19 protein-coding genes and 1 pseudogene are annotated in these 23,140 nt (G+C 51.4%); all 20 read left to right on the top strand.

Annotated features, from left to right (window positions below; genetic code table 11):
* Positions 1–9 precede the first annotated feature (9 nt).
* Complete coding sequence (gene xseB / locus WMO41_RS00315; protein ID WP_177291623.1) at positions 10–213, top strand: exodeoxyribonuclease VII small subunit; 204 nt, start codon at positions 10–12, stop codon at positions 211–213.
* A complete protein-coding gene (locus tag WMO41_RS00310; RefSeq protein ID WP_177291622.1) occupies positions 200–1,087 on the top strand; it encodes a farnesyl diphosphate synthase in 888 nt (295 codons plus the stop codon). Before xseB ends, WMO41_RS00310 begins: the two co-directional genes overlap by 14 nt.
* A gap of 26 nt (positions 1,088–1,113) precedes the next feature.
* Positions 1,114–2,961, top strand: a pseudogene (dxs, locus tag WMO41_RS00305) (1-deoxy-D-xylulose-5-phosphate synthase); the annotation flags it as partial.
* A 146-nt stretch (positions 2,962–3,107) separates the two neighbouring features.
* A complete protein-coding gene (locus tag WMO41_RS00300; protein WP_349228094.1) occupies positions 3,108–3,917 on the top strand; it encodes a TlyA family RNA methyltransferase in 810 nt (269 codons plus the stop codon).
* A gap of 13 nt (positions 3,918–3,930) precedes the next feature.
* Entirely contained in the window at positions 3,931–4,758 is an 828-nt protein-coding gene (locus tag WMO41_RS00295) for an NAD(+)/NADH kinase (protein WP_349228093.1), read from the top strand.
* A 14-nt stretch (positions 4,759–4,772) separates the two neighbouring features.
* Positions 4,773–5,225, top strand: a complete 453-nt coding sequence (gene argR / locus WMO41_RS00290; RefSeq protein ID WP_349228092.1) for an arginine repressor — start codon at positions 4,773–4,775, stop codon at positions 5,223–5,225.
* Between the two features lie 19 nt (positions 5,226–5,244).
* Positions 5,245–6,909: a DNA repair protein RecN gene (gene recN / locus WMO41_RS00285; protein ID WP_349228091.1), complete on the top strand. Its 1,665-nt coding sequence runs from the start codon at positions 5,245–5,247 to the stop codon at positions 6,907–6,909.
* Between the two features lie 129 nt (positions 6,910–7,038).
* Positions 7,039–8,328 carry a SpoIVB peptidase gene (spoIVB, locus tag WMO41_RS00280; RefSeq protein WP_349228090.1) on the top strand — a complete coding sequence of 430 codons (1,290 nt, stop codon included), beginning with the start codon at positions 7,039–7,041 and terminating at the stop codon, positions 8,326–8,328.
* A gap of 281 nt (positions 8,329–8,609) precedes the next feature.
* A complete protein-coding gene (gene spo0A / locus WMO41_RS00275) occupies positions 8,610–9,422 on the top strand; it encodes a sporulation transcription factor Spo0A (RefSeq protein ID WP_349228089.1) in 813 nt (270 codons plus the stop codon).
* A 122-nt stretch (positions 9,423–9,544) separates the two neighbouring features.
* Positions 9,545–10,990 (top strand): glycogen synthase GlgA, encoded by a 1,446-nt coding sequence (glgA, locus tag WMO41_RS00270; protein WP_177292512.1) that lies wholly within the window; start codon positions 9,545–9,547, stop codon positions 10,988–10,990.
* Between the two features lie 73 nt (positions 10,991–11,063).
* On the top strand, positions 11,064–11,525 hold the full coding sequence (locus tag WMO41_RS00265) for a divergent PAP2 family protein (protein WP_349228088.1): 462 nt from the start codon (positions 11,064–11,066) through the stop codon (positions 11,523–11,525).
* Positions 11,526–11,668: 143 nt separating this feature from the next.
* Positions 11,669–11,935: a 30S ribosomal protein S15 gene (rpsO, locus tag WMO41_RS00260; protein WP_118530908.1), complete on the top strand. Its 267-nt coding sequence runs from the start codon at positions 11,669–11,671 to the stop codon at positions 11,933–11,935.
* Between the two features lie 180 nt (positions 11,936–12,115).
* Entirely contained in the window at positions 12,116–14,224 is a 2,109-nt protein-coding gene (locus WMO41_RS00255; protein WP_349228087.1) for a polyribonucleotide nucleotidyltransferase, read from the top strand.
* Positions 14,225–14,227: 3 nt separating this feature from the next.
* Positions 14,228–15,715 carry a M14 family zinc carboxypeptidase gene (locus WMO41_RS00250; RefSeq protein WP_349228086.1) on the top strand — a complete coding sequence of 496 codons (1,488 nt, stop codon included), beginning with the start codon at positions 14,228–14,230 and terminating at the stop codon, positions 15,713–15,715.
* Positions 15,716–15,945: 230 nt separating this feature from the next.
* A complete protein-coding gene (locus WMO41_RS00245; protein ID WP_349228085.1) occupies positions 15,946–17,619 on the top strand; it encodes a Na/Pi cotransporter family protein in 1,674 nt (557 codons plus the stop codon).
* 245 nt (positions 17,620–17,864) lie between these two features.
* Entirely contained in the window at positions 17,865–18,896 is a 1,032-nt protein-coding gene (gap, locus tag WMO41_RS00240; protein ID WP_118733521.1) for a type I glyceraldehyde-3-phosphate dehydrogenase, read from the top strand.
* Positions 18,897–19,022: 126 nt separating this feature from the next.
* Complete coding sequence (locus WMO41_RS00235) at positions 19,023–20,246, top strand: phosphoglycerate kinase (RefSeq protein ID WP_177291387.1); 1,224 nt, start codon at positions 19,023–19,025, stop codon at positions 20,244–20,246.
* Between the two features lie 155 nt (positions 20,247–20,401).
* The gene (gene tpiA, locus WMO41_RS00230) at positions 20,402–21,154 is read left to right on the top strand and encodes a triose-phosphate isomerase (protein ID WP_177291386.1); all 753 of its coding nucleotides are present in this window, start codon (positions 20,402–20,404) and stop codon (positions 21,152–21,154) included.
* A gap of 162 nt (positions 21,155–21,316) precedes the next feature.
* Entirely contained in the window at positions 21,317–22,453 is a 1,137-nt protein-coding gene (locus WMO41_RS00225; protein ID WP_349228084.1) for a sensor histidine kinase, read from the top strand.
* Positions 22,443–23,138, top strand: coding sequence for a response regulator (locus WMO41_RS00220; protein ID WP_349228083.1), 696 nt, complete (start codon positions 22,443–22,445; stop codon positions 23,136–23,138). Before WMO41_RS00225 ends, WMO41_RS00220 begins: the two co-directional genes overlap by 11 nt.
* Positions 23,139–23,140: the final 2 nt, after the last annotated feature.

Here is a 23,140-nt window from a genome sequence, read left to right as displayed (position 1 = left end):
GGAGCAGATATGGAAAAATCAATAGAGCAGACCTTTGCGGAGCTGGATGAACTTCTGGAAAAGCTGGAGTCTCCGGACACCACACTAGAGGAATCTTTTGCCTGCTATGAGGCAGGCATAAAGCTGGTAAAGGCCTGCAATGACAAGATCGATAAAGTAGAAAAGCAGATGATCATCCTGCAGGGAGGTGCAGAGGAAGATGGAGATGCGTGAAGAACTGAAGAAACGGACCGGTGAGGTAGAAGCGGTTGTAGAAAGCTACCTTCCGAAAGAAGAAGGACATCAGAAAACCATTTTTGAGGCTATGAACTATAGTGTGCGGGCCGGCGGAAAGCGCCTGCGCCCCATGCTCATGGAAGAGACGTACCATCTGTTTGGCGGCACGGAAAAGGCCGTGGAGCCCTTCATGGCAGCCATGGAGATGATTCACACATCCTCCCTGATCCACGATGACCTTCCCTGTATGGATAACGATGAGCTCCGCCGCGGCCTTCCTACCACCTGGAAGAAATTTGGCTACGACATGGCAGTGCTGGCGGGGGACGCCCTGATGATCTATGCGTTCGAGACGGCATCGAAAGCATTTTCCATGACGGCATACCCGGACCGGGCGGCAAAGGCCATTCAGGTGCTGGCGGAGAAGACCGGTATTTACGGCATGATCGGCGGCCAGGTGGTAGATGTGGAACTGACCGGAAAACCAATCCCGCAGGAAAAGCTGGATTTCATCTACCGGTTAAAGACCGGGGCGCTCTTAGAGGCCTCCATGATGATCGGAGCCATTCTCGGCGGCGCGTCAGAGGAAGAAGGGAAGCGTGTGGAAGAAATTGCTTCCGCGGTGGGGCTGGCATTCCAGATCCAGGATGATATTCTGGATGTGACCAGCACCAGCGAAGAACTTGGCAAGCCGGTCTTAAGCGATGAGAAAAATCAGAAGACAACCTACGTGACACTGGTGGGGCTGGATCAGGCCAGGGCTGACGTGGCAGAAATCTCTGCCCGTGCGGTCAGCCTGTTAAAAGAACTTCCGGGAGAAAATCCATTCCTGGAGAATCTGATCACCATGCTGGTAGAACGGAAAAAATAGGAGAAGTTACGGGAGTTGTAAAAACCATGATTCTGGAACACATAGAAGGTCCGTGGGACGTGAAAAATTTAAGCCAGGAGGAATTAAAGACCCTGGCAGCCGAAATCCGTCAGTTCCTGATCGAGAAGATCAGTGTGACCGGCGGCCATCTGGCTTCCAACCTGGGTGTTGTGGAACTGACCATTGCCCTGTACCTGGCCTTTGACCTGCCAAAAGACAAGGTCATCTGGGATGTGGGGCATCAGTCCTATACCCACAAGATCTTAAGCGGACGCCGGGAGATGTTTGACGAGCTGCGGCAGTACGGCGGCATGAGCGGTTTCCCAAAACGCAAGGAGAGCCCATACGATTCCTTTGATACCGGACACAGCTCGACATCTATTTCGGCCGGACTTGGCATTGCCCAGGGCCGGGATCTGTTAGGGGAGGATTACGCGGTTATTTCTGTCATCGGAGATGGCGCCCTGACCGGTGGCATGGCCTATGAGGCACTGAACAACGCGGCGCATCTGAAAAAGAATTTTATTATTGTACTGAACGATAACAACATGTCCATCTCGGAAAATGTAGGGGGCATGTCCAAATATTTAAGTGGCCTGCGTTCTGGCGTGGGCTACAACGAACTTAAACGCCAGGTATCGGAAACCTTGCTTAAAATTCCGGTGGTAGGGGCCGGGCTGGTAGAGAAAATCAGCCGCACCAAGGACAGCATCAAGCAGCTGGTGATTCCGGGCATGCTCTTTGAAAATATGGGCGTAACGTACCTTGGCCCGGTGGACGGCCACGACATCAAAGCTATGGTTAAGACCTTCAAAGAGGCGCGCAGGATGGATCACGCAGTACTGGTGCATGTGCTGACCAAGAAGGGAAAGGGCTACGCCCCGGCGGAGAAGAATCCGTCCCGGTTCCACGGTATTGACCCGTTCGATATCGCAACCGGAAAGTCCTTAAAGGAAAAGGTATATCCGACCTATACGGATGTATTTTCTAAGGAAATCTGCCAGCTGGCAGAGACGGAAAAACGCCTGGTGGCCGTTACAGCGGCGATGCCGGACGGAACCGGATTAAAAGCATTTGCAAAACGCTACCCGGACCGCTTCTTTGATGTGGGCATTGCGGAGCAGCACGCGGTAACCTCTGCGGCAGGCATGGCAGCAGCCGGTTTAAAACCGGTGGTAGCAGTCTATTCCTCTTTTTTACAGAGAGGATTTGACCAGGTACTCCATGATGTCTGCATCCAGAATCTGCCGGTGGTCTTTGCGTTAGACAGGGCAGGACTGGTAGGAAGTGACGGGGAGACGCATCAGGGTATCTTTGACCTGTCCTATTTGAGCTGTATCCCGAATATGAGCATTATGGCTCCGAAAAACTTATGGGAGCTGCGGCAGGAACTGGAATTTGCGGTATGTCATTATGACGGTCCCATTGCCATCCGCTATCCGCGGGGACAGGCATACCGGGGCTTAAAAGAATTTGACGCGTCCATTGAGTACGGAAAGGGCGAACTCCTTTACGAGGGCAGCCGCATTGCTCTGCTGGCGGTGGGAAGCATGGTGAGCACCGCAGAGCATGTGCGGGAAAAATTGAAGGCCGCAGGCTTTACCTGTACGCTGGCGAATGGCCGGTTTATCAAGCCGGTGGATTATGAACTGGCGGATCGTCTGGCAGAGAACCATGAGCTTCTGGTGGTTCTGGAAGAAAACGTGCTTCAGGGAGGATATGGCCTGCAGATAAAGGCTTACGTGCAGGAGCATTATCCGAAGGTGCAGGTACTGACGATTGCGCTGCCAGATGCCTACGTGGAGCATGGCAATGTATCGGTGCTGCGTGAGGAACTTGGAATCGACAGCGATTCCGTGATCCGCACCATGAGAAAAGCCTGGGCGCCGCTGGAGGATGTCATGAAAGCGGTGGAAAGCACAAAGAGCGAATGCTCTGAGGATGCCATGATGAGTGCCGGACAGAAAAATACAGAGGAAACAGCCAGGAATGGAATCATAGAAGAGAAAGAGGAAAGCAAATGAAGGAAAGACTGGATATCCTGATCGTGAACAAGGGTCTTGCCACATCCAGAGAGAAGGCAAAGGCCATCATCATGTCAGGAATCGTTTATGTAGACGGACAGAAGGAAGACAAAGCAGGCTCCATGTTTGAGGAGACCGCCAACATCGAGGTGCGCGGCGCAACCTTAAAGTATGTCAGCCGCGGCGGCCTGAAATTAGAAAAGGCCATGACCCATTTTGGCGTGGAATTAAAAGATAAGATCTGTATGGACGTGGGTTCCTCCACCGGCGGCTTTACCGACTGCATGCTGCAGAACGGCGCAGTAAAGGTATACGCGGTAGATGTAGGGCATGGCCAGTTAGACTGGAAGCTTCGCAATGACCCGCGGGTGGTTTGCATGGAAAAGACCAACATCCGTTACGTGACTCCGGAGGACATCGCGGACAAGATCAACTTCTCCTCCATCGATGTTTCCTTTATCTCTCTGACCAAGGTGTTAGGACCGGTGAAGGCCCTGTTAGCCGACGACGGTCAGATTGTCTGCCTGATCAAACCGCAGTTTGAGGCAGGAAGAGAGAAGGTTGGCAAGAAGGGTGTGGTGCGCGAGAAGAACACCCATCTGGAGGTTATTGAGAAGGTTATCGAATTTGCGGTAAGCATTGGATTTGAGATTCTGAATCTGGAGTATTCCCCGATCAAGGGACCGGAGGGAAATATCGAGTACCTTCTCTATCTTCAGAATCATACCGACGGACAGACCTATCCGGAGTATCAGGTGGACGCGAAAGCCATTGTGGACGCAGCGCACGGAGAACTGGATAAGTAAAGCAGGAGATCATATGAAACATTTTTACCTGATCGCCAATCCCTCCAAACCGGGGGCCCTGGATATGGCGGAAAAACTTGAGACAGAATTTTTGAGACGTGGGGCGTCCTGCGTGCATACACGGGGTTATACACGGGCTGATCAGATTCCGGCGGATACGGAGTGCATCATCACCCTGGGCGGTGACGGAACCCTCATCCAGGCCTCCAGAGACTTAATCGGTCTGGAGCTTCCCATGATGGGCATCAATATGGGGCATCTGGGGTATCTGACCCAGGTATCCCGGGAAGAATCCATGGAGCCGGTACTGGACGCGCTTCTGAATGATTCCTTTACTCTGGAAAAGCGCATGATGCTGGAGGGCAGTGTCGTGGGCGCACAGAAAACGGTAAAGGGAATTGCCTTAAATGAGATCGTTCTGACCAGACAGGATGTGCTGCAGATGCTGCATTTCCAGGTTTACTTAAACGATGAGTTCTTTAACGAATATATGGCAGATGGCATCATTGCGGCCACGCCGACGGGTTCCACTGCCTACAATTTATCTGCGGGCGGCCCGATTGTGGCGCCGGGCGCGCAGTTAATGGTATTAACGCCTATCTGCTCCCATTCCTTAAATGCGCGGAGCATTGTGCTTTCCCCGGAGGACCGCGTCAGCATCCGCCTGGTGAAGTGGTCCGGCGGCAAATCCTACTCGGCGGTGTTTGACGGGGATCAGGTATTCCCGCTTCATTACGGTGAGCGGCTGGAAATTGGCAGGGCACCAAAGTATACCACCCTCATCCAGCTGAAAAATGTATCATTCCTTGAAAATATCAGACAGAAAATGGACCGTATTTAAAACGGAGGTAACCGATGAAACTGGAACGTCACAGCAAAATTGTGGAACTGATAGGAAAATATGAGATTGAAACCCAGGAGGAACTGGCAGAACGTCTGAAGCAGGCGGGCTATAAGGTCACACAGGCAACGGTTTCCCGGGATATCCGGGAACTGAAGCTGACAAAAATCCAGTCGGAAAACGGACGCCAGCGCTATGTGGTCATGCAAAATCAGACCGCATTCAGCGACAAATACATCCGCATTTTAAAAGATGGGTATGTCTCCATGGATATGGCACAGAATATTCTTGTGATCAAGACGGTGTCCGGCATGGCTATGGCTGTGGCTGCGGCACTGGATGAGATTCATTTCCATGAGATCGTGGGCTGCATTGCGGGTGATGATACCATCATGTGCGCGGTACGCAGCGTGGATGATACCATTCTGCTGATGGATAAAATAAAAAAGATGATCGCTGCCCGATAGGCGAAAAGGAGGTGCAGCAATGCTTTTGGAACTGCATGTAAAGAATCTGGCGCTGATCGAGGCGGCAGATGTGGAACTGGAGGACGGCTTAAACATTCTGACCGGTGAGACCGGCGCGGGAAAATCCATCATGATCGGCTCGGTCAACCTGGCGCTGGGACAGAAGGCTTCCAAAGAGATGATCCGAAACGGCGCGGAATACGCCTACGTGGAGCTGGTCTTTTCGGTGGACCCGGAAAAGGAAGAAGCGCTGCGGGCGCTGGATGTGCTGCCGGATGAGAACGGCATCCTCATCATCAGCCGCAAGATCATGGCATCCCGCAGCTTAAGCCGCATCAACGATGAAACCGTCACCGCGGCCAGGTTAAAACAGGTCACTTCTCTTTTAATCGATATTCACGGACAGCATGAGCATCAGTCTCTGCTCCATGCCTCAAAACATCTGGAAATTCTGGATACCTATGCCAAATCCCGGGCACAGCAGCTAAAAGACCAGACCGCATCCCTCTATGCAGAGTATACCCGTCTGGAGAAGCAGTTAAACCAGCTTGTCACAGACAGTGAAAGCCGCAGGAGAGAGGCAGATTTTCTGCGTTTTGAGATTGAGGAGATCGAGAACGCCCAGTTAAAGGCGGACGAGGAAGAAACGCTGGCGGCCCGCTGTAGAAAATATGGAAACGCAAGGCGGATCATGGGCAATCTCTCCGCGGCTTACCGCGCCGTGGACGCCGAAGCAGTGGGCAATGCCCTGCATCAGGTCAGCGAGGTGGCAGAGTTTGACCCGGAACTGAAGTCCATTCAGGATCAGCTTTACGATGCCGAAGCGGTATTGTCCGATGCGCATCATGCGATTGGAGAATACCTGGGACAGCTCGATTTTGATGAGCAGGCTTATCAGGAGGCACAGGAACGCCTGGATCTGATCCGGGGGCTGGAAGCAAAATACGGTGGAAGCCTGGAGCGGATTGAAAAAGCACTGGAAGAAAAGAAAAACCGTCTGGAACAGATGGAGCATTTCGACGAATACCGCATGCAGCTGGAACATCAGTACAAAAAGGCAGAGGAAAAACTGGAGGCGGTGAGCCAGGAACTTTCCGCGGTGCGTCAGGAAGAGGCAAAGAAGCTCACGGAGAAAATCCGGACCGGCCTGATTGACTTGAATTTCCTGGATGTCCGGTTTTCCATGGAGTTCCGGCGCCTGCCCCATTATACGGCGTCCGGATTTGATGAGGCGGAATTTGTGATTTCTACGAACCCGGGTGAGCCGGAGCGCTCTCTGGGCCAGGTGGCATCCGGTGGTGAGCTTTCCCGCATCATGCTGGCAATTAAAACCGTATTGGCGGACAGTGATGACATTCCGACCCTGATCTTCGATGAGATTGACACCGGCATCAGCGGCCGCACGGCCCAGAAGGTGGCGGAAAAGCTGGCTGTGATCTCCAGAAACCATCAGGTCATCTGTATCACCCATCTGCCGCAGATTGCTTCCATGGCCGACTGTCATTTTGAAATTAAAAAATCCACGGACGGATCCAGCACGAAAACCAGAATTACCCGTTTAAAAGAGGACGATGTGGTTACAGAGCTGGCAAGGCTGCTGGGCGGCGCGCAGATTACAGATGCCGTGATCCAGAATGCCAGAGAAATGAAAGAACTGGCCCGGCAGACAAAAACTCACAACTAAAAACTGACAGTGTGATTTTTTTATTCCGCACACATACTAGAAAGGAGCTTACAAAAGGCTCCTTTTTCGTTACTCAAATCTGCCGCAGGCTGCGTCAGGCGGCGTTTTCACGAACAGGAGGAATGCGGGATGAGAAAGATACGCAGGGCAGGAAAATACTTTTACCGGATCCTTAGCGTGGTATTCTGGGCCGGGCTGGTCTTCACGGCCGGCTATGGCTGGTACTATGCCGAGCATCAGATTCCGGAACATTTCAGTGTTTCAGAGGGGGAGGAAACCTCGTTCTCCCTGGATCTTCCGCTTTACACGACACTGCTGAGTGAAAGTGAAGAGGTGATTTTGAAGGGCGACTCCGGCATTCCGCAGGAAGAGATCCGCATCCGGCCGGACCAGGAGTTTTCCCTGTATGCCAGAAAGGGCGGAAACTTCCGGCTGGGCCTGAAGCTGTTCGGGACCATTCCGTTTAAGGAAATCAGTGTGGATGTGGAGGATGCCTGTTACGCGGTGCCCTGCGGGATGCCGGTGGGAATCTATTTAAAATCCCGGGGTGTCATGGTCATTGGAACCGGCAAAGTGACGGACGAAAACGGAAGTGAGGCAGAGCCGGCTTACGGGATTTTGCAGTCCGGCGATTATATTGAGGCAATCAATGGAAAGCCGCTCTCGGACAAGGAAGCCCTGATCACAAATTTAAACCGCATGGGCGAGAGCGAGGCACTGCTGCGGGTGAGGCGGGCCGGAAAAGAACTGGAGCTTTCCGTGGACACGGTGAAAACGGAGGATGGAAGCCGGAAGCTTGGCGCCTGGGTGCGGGATGACACCCAGGGAATCGGCACTATGACGTACTTAAAGCCGGATGGCAGCTTCGGAGCGTTGGGACATGGTATCAGCGATGGGGATACCGGGCGTGTGGTGGAAATAGAAAACGGGGCCCTGTATGAGACAGAAATCCTTGGAATCGAGAAGGGAAGTGCCGGAAATCCCGGAGTGATGGCGGGGGTAATCTATTATGGCCCTGGCTCCAGGCTGGGAAGTGTGGCACAAAACACGGACTGCGGGATTTTCGGAACAGCAGGCCAGGCGTTTTGCGACGGAGTAAAGCAGCAGGCTGTGGAGGTGGGGCACCGGCAGGATGTAAAGCGGGGAAAGGCCTGGATCCGCAGCTATGTTTCCGGGGAAGCCTGTGACTATGAGATTGAGATCCAGAGAGTGGATTACAGTCCGACCAGGGAAAACAAAAGTCTGGTGTTTCAGGTGACCGATGAGCGGCTTTTGCGGCTCACCGGAGGCATTGTGCAGGGCATGAGCGGCAGTCCCATTCTTCAGAACGGAAAGCTTGTCGGCGCGGTGACCCACGTGTTTGTGCAGGATTCGACCCGGGGATATGGAATTTTTGTGGAAGATATGCTGAAAAAATAAAAATTTTCCGGAAGGCGTTATATTTGCCATGTTTCATTCGTTATATAAGATGACAGCCGCGGACGGGCAGCAAAAAAACGACACACTTTGCCAGTTCAGGACAGCATATTCCGCCGGAACAGACGGTGGTCCGCCTGTCGTGTCGAATTGTGCGGGGTACGTCGAAGGATGCGGGGAAAGCAGGTTGCTGCCTGACAAAGACGGCTAGTATAATACGATTTATGTAACACTCCGGCATATTTGCAGGAATGTACCGGATCTGGAAACAGGAGGAATGGATCATGGTTGAATTAAATATTGCGATTGCAGAAGATAACCCGCTGATGCTGGAATTACTTGGCAGCATTCTGGAAGAGGAAGATGGATTCCATGTGGTTGGAAAAGCAGACAATGGAGAAGACGCCTATCAGATGATCATGGATAAAAAGCCGGATATTGTACTTCTGGATGTCATCATGCCGAAACTGGACGGCATTACGGTTCTGGAAAAGGTACGCGCGGCGAACAGCGGCAAAGATATGCCGGCAGTCATCATGGTGACCGCGGCAGGCAATGAAACGGTGGCATCAGCGGCATTCCGCAATGGCGCCAGTTACTATATCTTAAAACCATTTGACCGGGAAGTGCTTCTCGACAAAATCCGCCTTGTGGCGCAGGAGCGGCTTCGCACGAAAATGGTATCTGTCGTTCGGGAAAAACCTGCAGATACTTATATGAACAAAGGAGATTACATACATCAGAATCTGGAGGACGATGTGACCCAGCTTCTCCATGAGATCGGGATCCCGGCTCATATCAAGGGCTACCAGTATCTGCGGGATGCCATTACCATTTCCGTGGAAGAAAAGGAGATGCTGGTTTCTGTCACAAAGGTTCTGTATCCGGCCATCGCGAAGAAGCATGGCACTACCGCAAGCCGTGTGGAACGGGCTATCCGCCATGCCATTGAGGTGGCGTGGAGCCGCGGGCAGCTTGAGATGATCGATGAGATTTTCGGCTACACAGTGAACAGCGGCAAGGGAAAACCAACCAACTCTGAATTTATCGCACTGATCACAGATAAGATCCGCCTGGATTACAAACGCGCGCTCTGACATAAGGTCTGCTTCAAAATCAAAGTTTCATAAAGATTTTACTTCCTAAAACGGCACAAATCATGTATACTGGTAAGTAAGACAGTCAGCTAGGGGGCAGACTCGTGCAGAGGAGGGTTCGTATGAAGAACATATTATTTGTCGCATCAGAAGCAGTTCCATTTATCAAGACAGGAGGGCTTGCTGATGTGGTTGGTTCTTTGCCAAAGTGCTTTGACAAGGAGTATTTTGATGTCAGGGTCATGATACCGAAATATCTGTGCATTCCGGAAAAATGGCGCAATGAGATGACTTATATCGATCATTTCTATATGGATTATCTGGGACAGAGCCGTTATGTCGGAATCATGCAATACATCTACGACGGGATCACATTTTACTTTATTGACAATGAATCCTATTTCGGTGGTCCGAAGCCGTACGGAGACTGGCTGTATGACCTGGAGAAGTTTTCCTTCTTCTGTAACGCGGCATTGTCTGCGCTTCCGGTCATTGGCTTCAAACCGGATGTGGTACACTGCCATGACTGGCAGACCGGCCTGATCCCGGTATACTTAAAGGACCGCTTCCGCGGCGGGGAGTTCTTCGCGAACATGAAGTCTGTTATGACCATTCATAACTTAAAGTTCCAGGGGGTCTGGGATGTAAAGACCATCCAGCGTTTTTCCATGCTTCCGGATTATTACTTCACGCCGGATAAGCTGGAGGCCTACAAGGACGGCAATATGTTAAAGGGCGGCATTGTCTTTGCGGATGCCATCACCACGGTAAGCCAGACTTACGCAGAGGAGATCAAGATGCCGTTCTACGGCGAAGGCCTTGACGGCCTCATGCGCGCCCGTTCCGGCGACCTGCGCGGTATTGTGAATGGCATTGATTATGACGAGTTCAATCCGGAAACCGACAAGCTTATCGCGCAGCCGTACAATGCCAGGAATTTCCGCAAGGAAAAAGGCAAGAATAAGAAACAGCTGCAGGCACAGCTTGGCCTTCCGGTCGATGAAAAGAAATTCATGGTGGGCATTGTTTCCCGCCTGACAGACCAGAAGGGACTGGATCTGGTACAGTGCGTCATGGACGAACTCTGCAGTGATGACATGCAGTTTGTGATTCTGGGAACCGGAGATGAGAAATACGAGAACATGTTCCGCCACTATGACTGGAAATATCATGACCGGGTATCCGCTCAGATCTATTACTCCAACGATATGTCCCACAAGATATACGCAGGCTGTGACGCGCTTCTGATGCCGTCTCTCTTTGAGCCGTGCGGCTTAAGCCAGCTGATGGCACTGCGTTATGGCACGGTGCCGATCGTGCGGGAAACCGGAGGATTAAAAGATACGGTAGAACCTTACAACGAGTACGAAAGCCGCGGAACCGGCTTCTCCTTCTCCAATTACAACGCGCACGAGATGTTAGATACCGTCCGTTACGCAAAGTATATTTATTACGACAAAAAGCGTGAATGGAACAAGATCATCGACCGGGCTATGGCAGCGGATTTCTCCTGGCAGCAGTCAGCAGCCAAGTATCAGGAACTCTACGACTGGCTGATCGGTTATTGATGTTTGCTGCTGTTTGCGCGACGCGTGAATAGTAGCAAAGAAAGTTACAGTTCACGGAAAGCAGGATTACAACATGGGATTTTGGGATAAATTTCTGAGCAATGAGGTACTGATCAGCGCAATTGTGGGATGGACCGTTGCCCAGGTTTTAAAGACACTGATTGATTTTGGACTGAACAAAAGCTTTACGCCGGAACGCCTTGTGGGCTCCGGCGGCATGCCAAGTTCCCACTCTGCCACGGTCTGCGGTCTGACTACCGCTTCCGCGCTGTGCTACGGGGTGGATTCGTTCCAGTTTGCCATCAGCTTTATTCTGGCCGCGGTGGTTATGTACGATGCCATCGGTGTCCGTCAGGAGACCGGAAAACAGGCGAAACTCTTAAATCTGATCATGGAGCAGGACTGGTTCAATTTAGACAACCAGGAGATCCAGAAACGGTTAAAGGAATTTGTGGGGCATACACCGCTTCAGGTAGCCGCAGGCGCGGCGCTGGGCATCATTCTGGCATTTGTGGTGCACCAGAGCTATTTATAAGGTTCACGAAAAATGAGTTGACAGGCAAAAACGGATATGCTATTATATTCCGGTATGAGTTAACGCCGGGACCCAGTCTTTTGGATACTCCAACCACAGACCTGGTTTACGGTGAGTAGAATATTTTTAAGGAGGAAATCAACATGATTTCAAAGGAAAAGAAAGCAGCAATCATCGCTGAGTACGGCAGAAAAGCAGGAGATACCGGTTCACCGGAGGTTCAGATCGCAATCCTGACTGCAAGAATTGCAGAGCTGACTGAGCATTTAAAGAGCAATCAGAAGGATCATCATTCCAGACGTGGTCTGTTAAAGATGGTAGGTCAGAGACGTGGTCTTCTTGACTACTTAAAGAAAACCGACCTGGAAGGCTATCGTGCTCTGATTGAAAAGTTAGGCATCAGAAAGTAATTAGGACGTTAGGGTGGAGAGGTCATCTCCACCCTTTTGTTTTTTCGGTTTTTGATATTTTCTGGAAGGCGTATCCCGAAGCCGCTGCTGTATACACAAATTTTTGTGTACAGAGCAGTAGTTTCGGAGCCTTCTGTGAATATATAGCATTCAAAATAGAAAGAGAAAAGGAGACAACCCATGTACAAAAGTTTTAGTATGGAACTTGCCGGAAGAACTCTGACTGTAGATGTAAACAGAGTTGCAAAGCAGGCAAACGGCGCAGCATTCATGCACTATGGCGACACCACCGTATTATCTACCGCTACCGCATCTGACAAACCGAGAGACGGTATCGATTTCTTCCCGTTAAGCGTGGAATATGAAGAAAAATTATACTCCGTAGGAAAGATCCCTGGAGGCTTCAACAAGAGAGAGGGCAAGGCATCTGAGAACGCAATCCTGACTTCCCGTGTCATCGACCGTCCGATGCGTCCGCTGTTCCCGAAGGATTACCGCAACGATGTAACCTTAAACAACATGGTTATGAGCGTAGACCCGGAGTGCCGTCCGGAGTTAGTGGCTATGCTGGGCGCTGCTATCGCAACCTGCATTTCCGATATCCCGTTTGACGGTCCGTGTGCCATGACCCAGATTGGCATGATCGACGGCGAGTTCATCATCAACCCGTCCCAGGCTCAGTGGAAGCAGGGCGACTTAAACTTAACCGTAGCATCTACCCGTGAGAAGGTCATCATGATCGAGGCCGGAGCAAACGAGATTCCGGAAGCTAAGATGATCGAGGCTATCTACAAGGCTCACGAAGTGAACCAGGAGATCATCAAATTCATCGACACCATCGTGGCAGAGTGCGGCAAGGCAAAACACAGCTACGAGAGCTGCGCAATTCCGGAGGAGCTGTTCGCAGCCATTAAGGAAATCGTAACTCCGGAGCAGATGGAAGAAGCTGTCTTTACCGATGACAAGCAGACCCGTGAAGAGAATATCCGCCAGATCACCGAGAAGCTGGAAGAGGCATTTGCAGACAACGAGGAGTGGCTGGCTGTTCTTGGTGAGGCTGTTTACCAGTATCAGAAGAAGACCGTCCGCAAGATGATCTTAAAAGATCACAAGAGACCGGATGGCCGTGAGATTACCCAGATCCGTCCGCTGGCAGCAGAGATTGATCTGATCCCGCGTGTACATGGTTCCGCTATGTTTACCCGTGGACAGACTCAGATCTGCAACGTCTGCACCCTGGCTCCGCTGTCTGAGCAGCAGAAGTTAGACGGCCTGGATGAGAACGAAGTATCCAAGCGCTACATGCATCACTATAACTTCCCGTCCTACTCCGTAGGTGAGACCAAACCGTCCAGAGGACCGGGACGCCGTGAGATTGGTCATGGCGCACTGGCAGAGCGTGCCCTGATTCCGGTACTGCCGTCCGAGGAAGAGTTCCCGTACGCAATCCGTACCGTATCCGAAACCTTCGAGTCCAACGGTTCTACCTCTATGGCATCTACCTGTGCATCCTGCATGTCCTTAATGGCAGCAGGCGTGCCGATCAAGAAGATGGTAGCAGGTATTTCCTGTGGTCTGGTTACCGGTGATTCCGACGATGATTTCGTTCTGTTAACCGATATCCAGGGCCTTGAGGATTTCTTCGGCGATATGGATTTTAAGGTAACCGGTACCACCGACGGTATCACCGCAATCCAGATGGATATCAAGATCCATGGCCTGACCAGACCGATCGTTGAGGGCGCTATCGCAAGATGCCGTGAGGCAAGACTCTTCATCATGGATACCTGCATGAAGCCGGCTATCTCTGAGCCGAGAAAAGAGGTTGGCAAGTACGCTCCGAAGATCGACCAGATCAGCATCGACCCGCAGAAGATCGGTGATGTGGTTGGTAAGCAGGGCTGCGTGATCAACAAGATTATTGAGGAGACCGGCGTGAAGATCGACATTTCCGAGGAAGGCAACGTGGCAATCTGCGGTACCGACAAGGATATGATCGAGAAAGCAAAGAGCATCATCAAAAATATCGTAACTGATATCGAGCCGGGCCAGGTTATCACCGGTAAGGTTGTCCGCATCATGCCGTTCGGCGCATTCGTAGAGCTGAAGCCGAAGAAAGATGGCATGATCCATATTTCCAGACTCTCTGACAAGCGTGTGGAGAAGGTGGAAGATGTTGTCAACATCGGTGATATGGTAACCGTAAAAGTTCTTGACGTAGACAAGATGGGCAAGATCAGCCTCAGCATGAAGCCGGGCGACCTTGCAAAGAAGGAAAGTGAAAACTAATTTATGAACTGTAAAAGATATTTTACAGGTGCTCTGGCTGCCTTTATGGTGGCCAGTAGTGCTTTTATGACATACGCAGACGGACCGGTGGCAAATGGAACCGATCCGGCAGGACTTACATCAGCACCCGGCGAAACCGCCGGGGCGGGAAATGGGACGACAGGTGTGACGGCCGCAGAAACTGCGGCACCGGCGCCAGCGTCAGGAGCACAGAGCAGCGGTTCCCAGACCGTGACTGTAGGAGGAAACGCAGCAGCATCCGGCACGGTGACGGCGGGCGGCAGCAGTACCGCAGGGAACGGCACGGTCACCGCCGGAAGCAGCACAGTTGCAGCTGGAAGCAGCACCGTGACATCCGGCGGCACCACCTCCTCTGGCAGTACGGTTACGGTCGGCGGCCAGACAGGTCCGGCGGTGGCTGTAGGTTCCGGAACCATCACTGTCGGCAGTGGCCAGGTAGCAGGCGCAGCGGCAGGACCGGGCGGAGTGGCAGTTCCGTCGGTGATTGGAGCTGGGGATCTTTCGTTTGCCGGTCAGCTGACCGACCCCATCGTCAAAGTAACGGAAAAATACAGCTACGACCAGATGAGCCGTGATATCAGCAGCCTGAAATCCCGGTATGGCAGCCATATGCAGGTGAATACCATCGGGAACAGCCTGGACGGGCGCAGCCTTTACGAGATCGTCATCGGCAACCAGAACGCCTCAAAACACATTCTGATCCATGCGGGCATTCACGCGCGGGAATACATGACACCGCTTCTGGTCATGAAGCAGTCAGAGCATCTGCTGGCTTTTTATGACAGTGGAAGTTATCAGGGAAGAAGCCTTTCGGATATTCTTTCCGGAGTGGCCATCCACATTGTGCCGATGCTCAACCCGGACGGCATTACCATCAGCCAGTTTGGAGTATCTGCCCTTCGTTCCTCTTCGCTGCGCCAGACAGTCAGCCAGTGCTACGCGCAGGATCAGGCGGACGGGCGTACCACCCAGAGCTTTGACCGCTACCAGGCATTGTGGAAGGCGAATGGCCGCGGTGTGGATTTAAACCAGAACTTCCCGGCCCTGTGGGATTCCATTACCACCGGCCCGTCTCATGCGTCTTACGCGAATTACAAGGGAACCAGCGCCCTCTCCGAGCCGGAGAGCCAGGCGCTTGCAAATCTTGCAAACTCCAGAAACTGGTCCCTCACCATCAGCTATCACAGCATGGGAAACCTGGTCTACTGGGATTTTGCAGGAAATAAGGTAGCTGAACAGTCCAAGGTGCTGGCAGACCTGGTAACCGGTATTTCTGGCTACCGCACCAACGGCAGCAGCGGCAAAGGCGGATTTAAGGACTACGTCCAGACCAAAGACAATCCGATCCCAAGCCTTACCATTGAAGTAGGCAGTGTCGCCTGCCCGATGCCGGCCAGCGAATTCGGCAACGTCTGGAATAGCAACCAGGCCATTCTGGCCGCACTCGCGGCTTACGCAGCGGATCATTAAGCTGCTGTTTGCGCAACGTGTGAACAGTAACATCGTTAACGGAAATTGAATAAAATTCGTTGAGAATGCCTGTCGCAGTACCTGCGGCAGGCATTTTTACATACTTTTTACCCAAAATTTACCTAAATTTTAAATTTTGTTGAAAATGCTAGAAGCGGTATGGTATGATTAATTTGTTTGCGGACTGAAGAGAATAAAGAGAAAATAGTACGCGAGACGAGGAGGAGAGTATGTCAATCAGCGACATTTCAAACGGGTTTGGTTTCCTGGGCGGTCTCGGCATGTTCCTTTACGGCATGAACATCATGGCGGATGGTATGCAGAAGACGGCGGGAAGCAAGATGAGCAGTTTCCTTGGAATGCTCACCAATAACCGGTTTCTGGCTGTGGCACTGGGCGCACTGATCACGGCGATCATCCAGTCCAGTGGTGCGACAACGGTTATGGTAGTCGGTTTTGTAAGTGCAGGTGTGCTGAATCTGTCCCAGGCAGTGGGCGTGATCATGGGTGCCAACATTGGTACCACCATCACAGCATGGATCGTATCCATGAGCCAGCTGGGAGACGCGTTCGCGGTCATGAAGCCAAGCTTTTATGCGCCGGCCATCATCGGTATCGGAGCCCTGCTTCTGGTGTTTGCAAAGAGTCAGAAGAAAAAGACGGTCGGCGAGATCATGATCGGTCTTGGCCTGCTGTTTATTGGTCTGGACTTTATGTCCGGCTCCATCAATCCCTATACGGATGCTCCGATTTTTGCGAAGGCCTTTGAGGTGCTGGGCGGCAATCCGCTTCTTGGCATGATCATCGGTGCGCTGGTTACCGCGCTGCTGCAGAGTTCCTCTGCATCGGTTGGTATCCTGCAGACCCTGGCCATGAACGGAATCGTAACCACCAACGCAGCCATCTACATTACGCTGGGCCAGAATATCGGTTCCTGCGTGACTGCCATGCTTTCCAGTATGGGCGGCTCCCGCACGGCAAAACGCGCAGCTGTCATGCACCTGACCTTCAACGTCATTGGCGCGGTTGTATTCGGAACCATTGGTTTCATCTTTTTTAGCCTGCGTCCGGCGTTTGCGGCGTCCAATATCAACGCGGTGCAGATTTCCATTTTCCATACGGTCTTCAACCTGACGATGACCACGCTGTTGTTCCCGTTCGCGGATGTGCTGGTTAAGATTTCCGGCATGGTCGTGAAGGAGAAAGCAGAGGAAGAGCCGGTTGTGGAGGATGCGGAAACTGCTGCCACCCTCAAACATCTGGATGAGCGTATCTTCGAGTCTCCGGCATTCGCAGTGGAGACCGCAGCCCTTGAGGTTGTCCATATGGGTCAGATCACCTACGAAAATGTGGTCCGTGCCATTGATGCGGTCCTGACCGTGAACTCTGACGAGGTGGAAACGGTATTCAAGACCGAGCAGACCATCAATAATATGGAGAAGATGCTGACCGAGTATCTCATCAAGGTAGACAACCTTTCCCTGACGGAAAAACAGAAGAAGGTTGTAAACAACCTGTTTTACAGTGTCAGCGATATTGAGCGTATCGGTGACCATGCGGAAAACCTGGCAGAACAGGCCCAGTACATGGTAGAGCACGGACTTCAGTTCTCTACGACTGGTGCGGATGACTTAAAATCCATCAGCGACAGCGTGTTAAAATCCTTCCAGTATGCCATCGACGCAAGACAGAATGGCAATATGGAGGCAGTGCGCAAGGTCAGCCAGTATGAGGATGATGTCGACAGCCAGGAAGAGGAGCTTCGCGAGAAACACATCGAGCGCCTTTCAGCAGGAGAGTGCAAGGCCTCCGCGGGTGTGGTATTCCTGGATATCATCAGCAACCTGGAGCGTGTGTCCGACCATGCCTACAACCTGGCAGGCTATGTCAAGGACGAGATGTAGTAACTGACATAATCGTGAGCAGAATTGCGCAATTCATTCGGATTCTGTATACAAAGCACAAAAGAAAGCCCTTCGGAGCAGGTCTCCGAGGGGCTTCTTTGACAAAAACAAGACGATAATTCTATAGTTTTTGTCAATATGGCAAAAAAAGGCTTGCTATTTTGTGCATTATTAGGTACAATAAGAGCAAGGTTGATGAGTTTTTAACAATCATCATATTTTTAACAATCTAGGAGGAATGAATCATGGCAGTTAAAGTAGCAATCAATGGTTTTGGTCGTATCGGCCGTCTGGCTTTCAGACAGATGTTTGGCGCAGAGGGTTATGAGGTAGTAGCAATCAACGATTTAACCGATCCGAAGATGTTAGCTCACTTATTAAAATACGATACCGCACAGGGCGGATACGCAGGTCATATCGGTGAGGGCAAGCACACCGTAGAGGCTGGCGAGGATTCCATCACTGTAGACGGCAAGAAGATCACCATCTACAAAGAGGCTAAGGCTGCTGACCTTCCGTGGGGAGAGATTGGCGTAGATGTAGTATTAGAGTGTACTGGTTTCTACACCTCCAAAGAGAAAGCACAGGCTCACATTGACGCAGGCGCAAAGAAAGTTGTTATCTCCGCTCCGGCAGGCAACGACTTAAAGACCATCGTTTACAGCGTAAATGAGAACACCTTGACTGCAGATGATACCATCATTTCCGCAGCATCCTGCACCACCAACTGCCTGGCACCTATGGCAAAGGCTCTGAATGATTACGCTCCGATCCAGTCCGGTATCATGAGCACCATTCACGCTTACACCGGCGACCAGATGATTCTGGATGGCCCGCACAGAAAAGGTGATTTAAGAAGAGCAAGAGCAGGCGCTGCAAACATCGTTCCGAACTCCACCGGTGCTGCAAAAGCAATCGGTCTGGTTATTCCGGAGTTAAACGGCAAGCTCATCGGTTCCGCACAGCGTGTTCCGGTACCGACCGGTTCCACCACCATCTTAACCGCAGTTGTTAAGAAAGCAGGCGTTACCAAAGAAGACATCAACGCAGCTATGAAAGCAGCAGCAAGCGAGTCCTTCGGTTACAACGAGGATCCGATCGTTTCTTCTGATGTTATCGGTATGAGATACGGTTCCCTGTTCGACGCAACCCAGACCATGGTAGCTCAGATCGCAGATGATCTGTACGAGGTTCAGGTTGTTTCATGGTACGACAACGAGAACTCCTACACCAGCCAGATGGTTCGCACCATTAAGTACTTCGCAGAGCTGGCATAAGTTACAAACTTACAAAAGACTCCATAAGGGTCCGGTCACATGTGGGCCGGGCCCTTTTCTGTACATAGAAAAAGCGTTCTATGTACAGCTGTAATCAAATGTATACAAAGAAAGGGGACAACCTCTATGTTAAACAAAAAAAGTGTTGACGATCTGAAAAATTTAAAAGGAAAAAGAGTTCTGGTGCGCTGTGATTTCAACGTACCGTTAAAGAACGGTGTCATCACCGACGAGACCCGTATCGTGGCTGCACTGCCGACCATCCAGAAGCTGATCGGTGAGGGCGCAAAAGTGATTCTCTGCTCCCACCTGGGCAAAGTAAAGAATGGCCCGAACGAGGGCGAGTCTCTGGCTCCGGTTGCAGTACGCCTGTCCGAGAAGCTGGGCAAGGATGTTGTATTCGTATCGGATTACAACGTAACCGGCGAGGCAGCTACCAAGGCTGTTGAGGCTATGAAAGAGGGCGACGTTGTCCTGCTTCAGAATACCCGTTTCCGTGGCGCGGAAGAGACCAAGAACGGCGAGCAGTTCAGCAAAGAGCTGGCTGATCTGGCAGATGACTATGTATGTGATGCATTCGGCTCCTCCCACAGAGCACACGCTTCCGTTGAGGGCGTAACTAAATTTATCACCGCAAAGGGCGGCACCAACGCAGTTGGCTACCTGATGCAGAAAGAAATTGACTTCCTGGGCAACGCTGTCGAGAACCCGGTAAGACCGTTTGTGGCAATTCTGGGCGGCGCAAAGGTTGCAGACAAATTAAACGTAATCTCCAACCTGCTTGAGAAGTGCGACACTCTGATCATCGGCGGCGGCATGGCATTCACCTTCTTAAAGGCAGAGGGCAAAGAAATCGGTAAATCCCTGGTAGACGATACCAAGTTAGATTACTGCAAGGAGATGCTGGAGAAGGCTGAGAAGCTTGGCAAGAAGCTCCTGCTTCCGGTAGACGCAGCAGTAGCAGCATCTTTCCCGGATCCGATCGACGCACCGATCGAGGTTCAGAACGTAGCAGCGGACCAGATCCCGGCAGACATGATGGGCCTGGATATCGGCACTGAGACCGCAAAACTGTACGCAGAGGCTGTTAAGAGCGCCAAGACCGTTGTATGGAACGGACCGATGGGCGTATTCGAGAACCCGACCCTGGCAGCAGGTACCATTGCCGTAGCCAAAGCACTGGCAGAGACCGACGCCACCACCATCATCGGCGGCGGTGACTCCGCAGCAGCAGTCAACCAGCTCGGCTTCGCAGACAAGATGAGCCACATTTCCACCGGCGGCGGCGCATCCCTGGAGTTCTTAGAGGGCAAGTCCCTCCCAGGCGTAGCAGCAGCGGACGATAAGTAAGTACTTAGTGCGTGCGAGCCGCAGGCGAAGCACAAACTTAGTACGAACTTACTTCCCCGCACTTGGCAAGTGCAAGCTGAAAGCGCAGCACGAGCTTAGTAAGGGGAAGTTTCCACAAGGAAAAGCTACCAAATGAATTAGGAGGATACTATATTATGTCCAGAAAAAAAATCATCGCAGGCAACTGGAAGATGAACATGACCCCTTCCGAGGCAGTTGCCCTGATCAATACTTTAAAACCACTTGTACAGAACGATGAAGTTGACGTTCTGCTCTGTGTTCCGGCCATCGACATCATCCCGGCTATGGAAGCAGCAAAGGGCACCAACATCCAGATTGGTGCTGAGAATATGTACTTCGAGGAGAAAGGCGCTTATACCGGCGAAATTTCCCCGAACATGTTAGTAGATGCAGGCGTAAAATACGTCATCATCGGCCATTCTGAGAGAAGAGAGTACTTCGCGGAGACTAATGAGACGGTAAATAAGAAAGTTCTCAAGGCATTTGAGCACGGTATCACCCCGATCATCTGCTGTGGTGAGAGCCTGACCCAGAGAGAGCAGGGCATCACCATTGACTGGATCCGTCAGCAGATCAAGGTTGCATTCTTAAACGTAACCGCAGATCAGGCAAAGACCGCAGTCATTGCTTATGAGCCGATCTGGGCCATCGGTACCGGCAAAGTGGCTACCACCGAACAGGCACAGGAAGTATGTGCAGCTATCCGCGCATGCATTAGCGAGATCTATGATGAGGCAACCGCAGCAGCCATCCGCATCCAGTATGGCGGCTCTGTATCCGCAGCAAGCGCACCGGAGCTGTTTGCGCAGGCAGACATCGATGGCGGTCTGGTAGGCGGCGCATCCTTAAAACCGGATTTTGGCGCAATTGTGAATTACAACAAATAAGACAGCCGTAAAGGGAATGTTAAGGAATCAGAAACAGGTATTTCAAAAACTATACACTGCATTCTTTTTATAGTAAAATAAGTGGGAGCGGAAGCATATTCCGTTCCCATTTTTGTTTTCCAGACGTGGAAAGGATATTCTGGAAAGCTTGCGGAGGCATTTATGAGTGTAGATACGAAACATAAGAGGACATCCTCAAAGCATGAAAAAGAGCATCCCAAAATCAGGACAGTGATTCTGCACAATGTGCTGATCACGCTGCTGATTATGGGAATATCGACCATTATGGCGCAGGCCTTTTTTCATTACAGTAAAAACTCTACCAGTGTAGCAATTATCTATGTGCTGGCAGTCATGCTGGTGGCCCGTTATACAATCGGCTATATCACAGGAATCATTGCGGCAGTTTTCGGCGTGTTTTTTGTTAATTATGTTTTTACATTTCCATATATGAATTTTAATTTTTCCATAGACGGATACCCGGTGACCTTTCTTGGCATGCTGCTGGTGTCTTCCATCACCAGTACGACAACGACACGCTTTAAAAAGCAGAGCCAGCTTCTGAATGAACGTGAAAAGCTTCTGGTGGAGGCAGAGAAAGAGACCATGCGGGCGAATCTGCTGCGGGCGGTATCGCATGATCTGAGAACTCCGTTAACCAGTATCATTGGCCTGGCAGATACTGCGCTGAGTGACAGTCCGGAAATAACGGAAGCAAAACGATGTGAACTGTTAGCAGGAATTCGTGAGGACGCCAACTGGCTGTTAAACATGGTGGAAAATCTGCTTTCTGTTACCAGAATCCGGGTGGGGGATACACATGTGAGCACATCACCGGAGCCACTGGAGGAAGTGGTAGCAGAGGCGGTGCAGCGTTTCCGGAAACGGCTTCCGGATAGTAAGGTTGATGTGAAGGTTCCAGATGAGTTTCTGATGGTACCCATGGACGCTACACTCATTGAGCAGGTTATCATCAACCTGCTGGAGAACGCGGTGTATCATTCCGGAACGGATGAGCCAATTGAGTTTTATGTGGAGAAGAGAGACGGCTATGTAGCGTTTCATATCCGGGATTATGGCAAAGGAATTGATCCGGAGCGCCTGAAAACAATTTTTGACGGAGCAGGAATCGAACCTAATGCCAGCGGAGATTCCCACAAAGGAATGGGAATCGGACTTACCATCTGCAAGACCATTATCAATGCGCATAACGGAACCATTGAGGCGGCAAACCGCCTGAAGGGAGCCGAATTCATTTTTACATTACCATTGGAAGAGGAAGAAGAACATGACAAATAAACAGGTAATTCTGATCATTGAAGATGAAAAAAATATTGGAAATTACATTGAGACGATTGTGATATCAAATGGCTACAAGGCCCTGCGCGCCATGAACGGAATGTCGGGACTTTCCCTGTGCACCTCCCACCATCCGGACCTGATTCTTCTGGATCTGGGACTGCCGGATATTGATGGCAGTGAGGTTCTTGAGCGTGTGCGTGGTTTCTCTGCGGTTCCGGTCATTGTAATCTCTGCCAGAACCCAGGAGGCGGAAAAGGTTCAGGCTCTTGACCAGGGAGCCGATGATTACATAACAAAGCCCTTCGGTTCTGAGGAACTGCTGGCGAGAATCCGCACGGCCCTGCGCCACAGCGCCCAGGTGTCAAACGCTGGTCCGCGTGAGACGGTTTACTCCCGGGATGGCCTGGTCATTGATTTTGATAAACGGGTGGTGACGCTGAATGGAGAAGACATCCACCTGACCCAGATCGAGTATAAGCTGGTATCCCTGCTTGCCAAAAATGCGGGCAAGGTTCTCACGTATGACTTTATCCTGAAGGAAATCTGGGGGCCGTATGCCGATACCGATAACCAGATCCTCCGCGTAAACATGGCAAATATCCGCCGCAAACTGGAAAGCAATCCGGCAGAGCCGCACTACATCTTTACCGAGATTGGAGTGGGATACCGGATGAAGGAATAAAA

It is taken from the genome of Ventrimonas faecis (assembly GCF_040096075.1).
Taxonomy (GTDB): Bacteria; Bacillota; Clostridia; order Lachnospirales; family Lachnospiraceae; genus Brotaphodocola; species Brotaphodocola faecis.
Note: the sequence above shows the minus strand (reverse complement) of the source record. Positions and strands in the feature narration are given on the sequence as shown.

Coding starts and splice junctions, on each gene's coding strand:
- glgA (WP_177292512.1), top strand. CDS start 9,545: ATGAAGAACATATTATTTGTCGCATCAGAAGCAGTTCCATTTATCAAG.
- gap (WP_118733521.1), top strand. CDS start 17,865: ATGGCAGTTAAAGTAGCAATCAATGGTTTTGGTCGTATCGGCCGTCTG.
- rpsO (WP_118530908.1), top strand. CDS start 11,669: ATGATTTCAAAGGAAAAGAAAGCAGCAATCATCGCTGAGTACGGCAGA.
- WMO41_RS00225 (WP_349228084.1), top strand. CDS start 21,317: ATGAGTGTAGATACGAAACATAAGAGGACATCCTCAAAGCATGAAAAA.
- spo0A (WP_349228089.1), top strand. CDS start 8,610: ATGGTTGAATTAAATATTGCGATTGCAGAAGATAACCCGCTGATGCTG.
- spoIVB (WP_349228090.1), top strand. CDS start 7,039: ATGAGAAAGATACGCAGGGCAGGAAAATACTTTTACCGGATCCTTAGC.
- WMO41_RS00310 (WP_177291622.1), top strand. CDS start 200: ATGGAGATGCGTGAAGAACTGAAGAAACGGACCGGTGAGGTAGAAGCG.
- argR (WP_349228092.1), top strand. CDS start 4,773: ATGAAACTGGAACGTCACAGCAAAATTGTGGAACTGATAGGAAAATAT.
- recN (WP_349228091.1), top strand. CDS start 5,245: ATGCTTTTGGAACTGCATGTAAAGAATCTGGCGCTGATCGAGGCGGCA.
- WMO41_RS00220 (WP_349228083.1), top strand. CDS start 22,443: ATGACAAATAAACAGGTAATTCTGATCATTGAAGATGAAAAAAATATT.
- WMO41_RS00235 (WP_177291387.1), top strand. CDS start 19,023: ATGTTAAACAAAAAAAGTGTTGACGATCTGAAAAATTTAAAAGGAAAA.
- WMO41_RS00265 (WP_349228088.1), top strand. CDS start 11,064: ATGGGATTTTGGGATAAATTTCTGAGCAATGAGGTACTGATCAGCGCA.
- WMO41_RS00295 (WP_349228093.1), top strand. CDS start 3,931: ATGAAACATTTTTACCTGATCGCCAATCCCTCCAAACCGGGGGCCCTG.
- xseB (WP_177291623.1), top strand. CDS start 10: ATGGAAAAATCAATAGAGCAGACCTTTGCGGAGCTGGATGAACTTCTG.
- tpiA (WP_177291386.1), top strand. CDS start 20,402: ATGTCCAGAAAAAAAATCATCGCAGGCAACTGGAAGATGAACATGACC.
- WMO41_RS00245 (WP_349228085.1), top strand. CDS start 15,946: ATGTCAATCAGCGACATTTCAAACGGGTTTGGTTTCCTGGGCGGTCTC.
- WMO41_RS00255 (WP_349228087.1), top strand. CDS start 12,116: ATGTACAAAAGTTTTAGTATGGAACTTGCCGGAAGAACTCTGACTGTA.
- WMO41_RS00300 (WP_349228094.1), top strand. CDS start 3,108: ATGAAGGAAAGACTGGATATCCTGATCGTGAACAAGGGTCTTGCCACA.
- WMO41_RS00250 (WP_349228086.1), top strand. CDS start 14,228: ATGAACTGTAAAAGATATTTTACAGGTGCTCTGGCTGCCTTTATGGTG.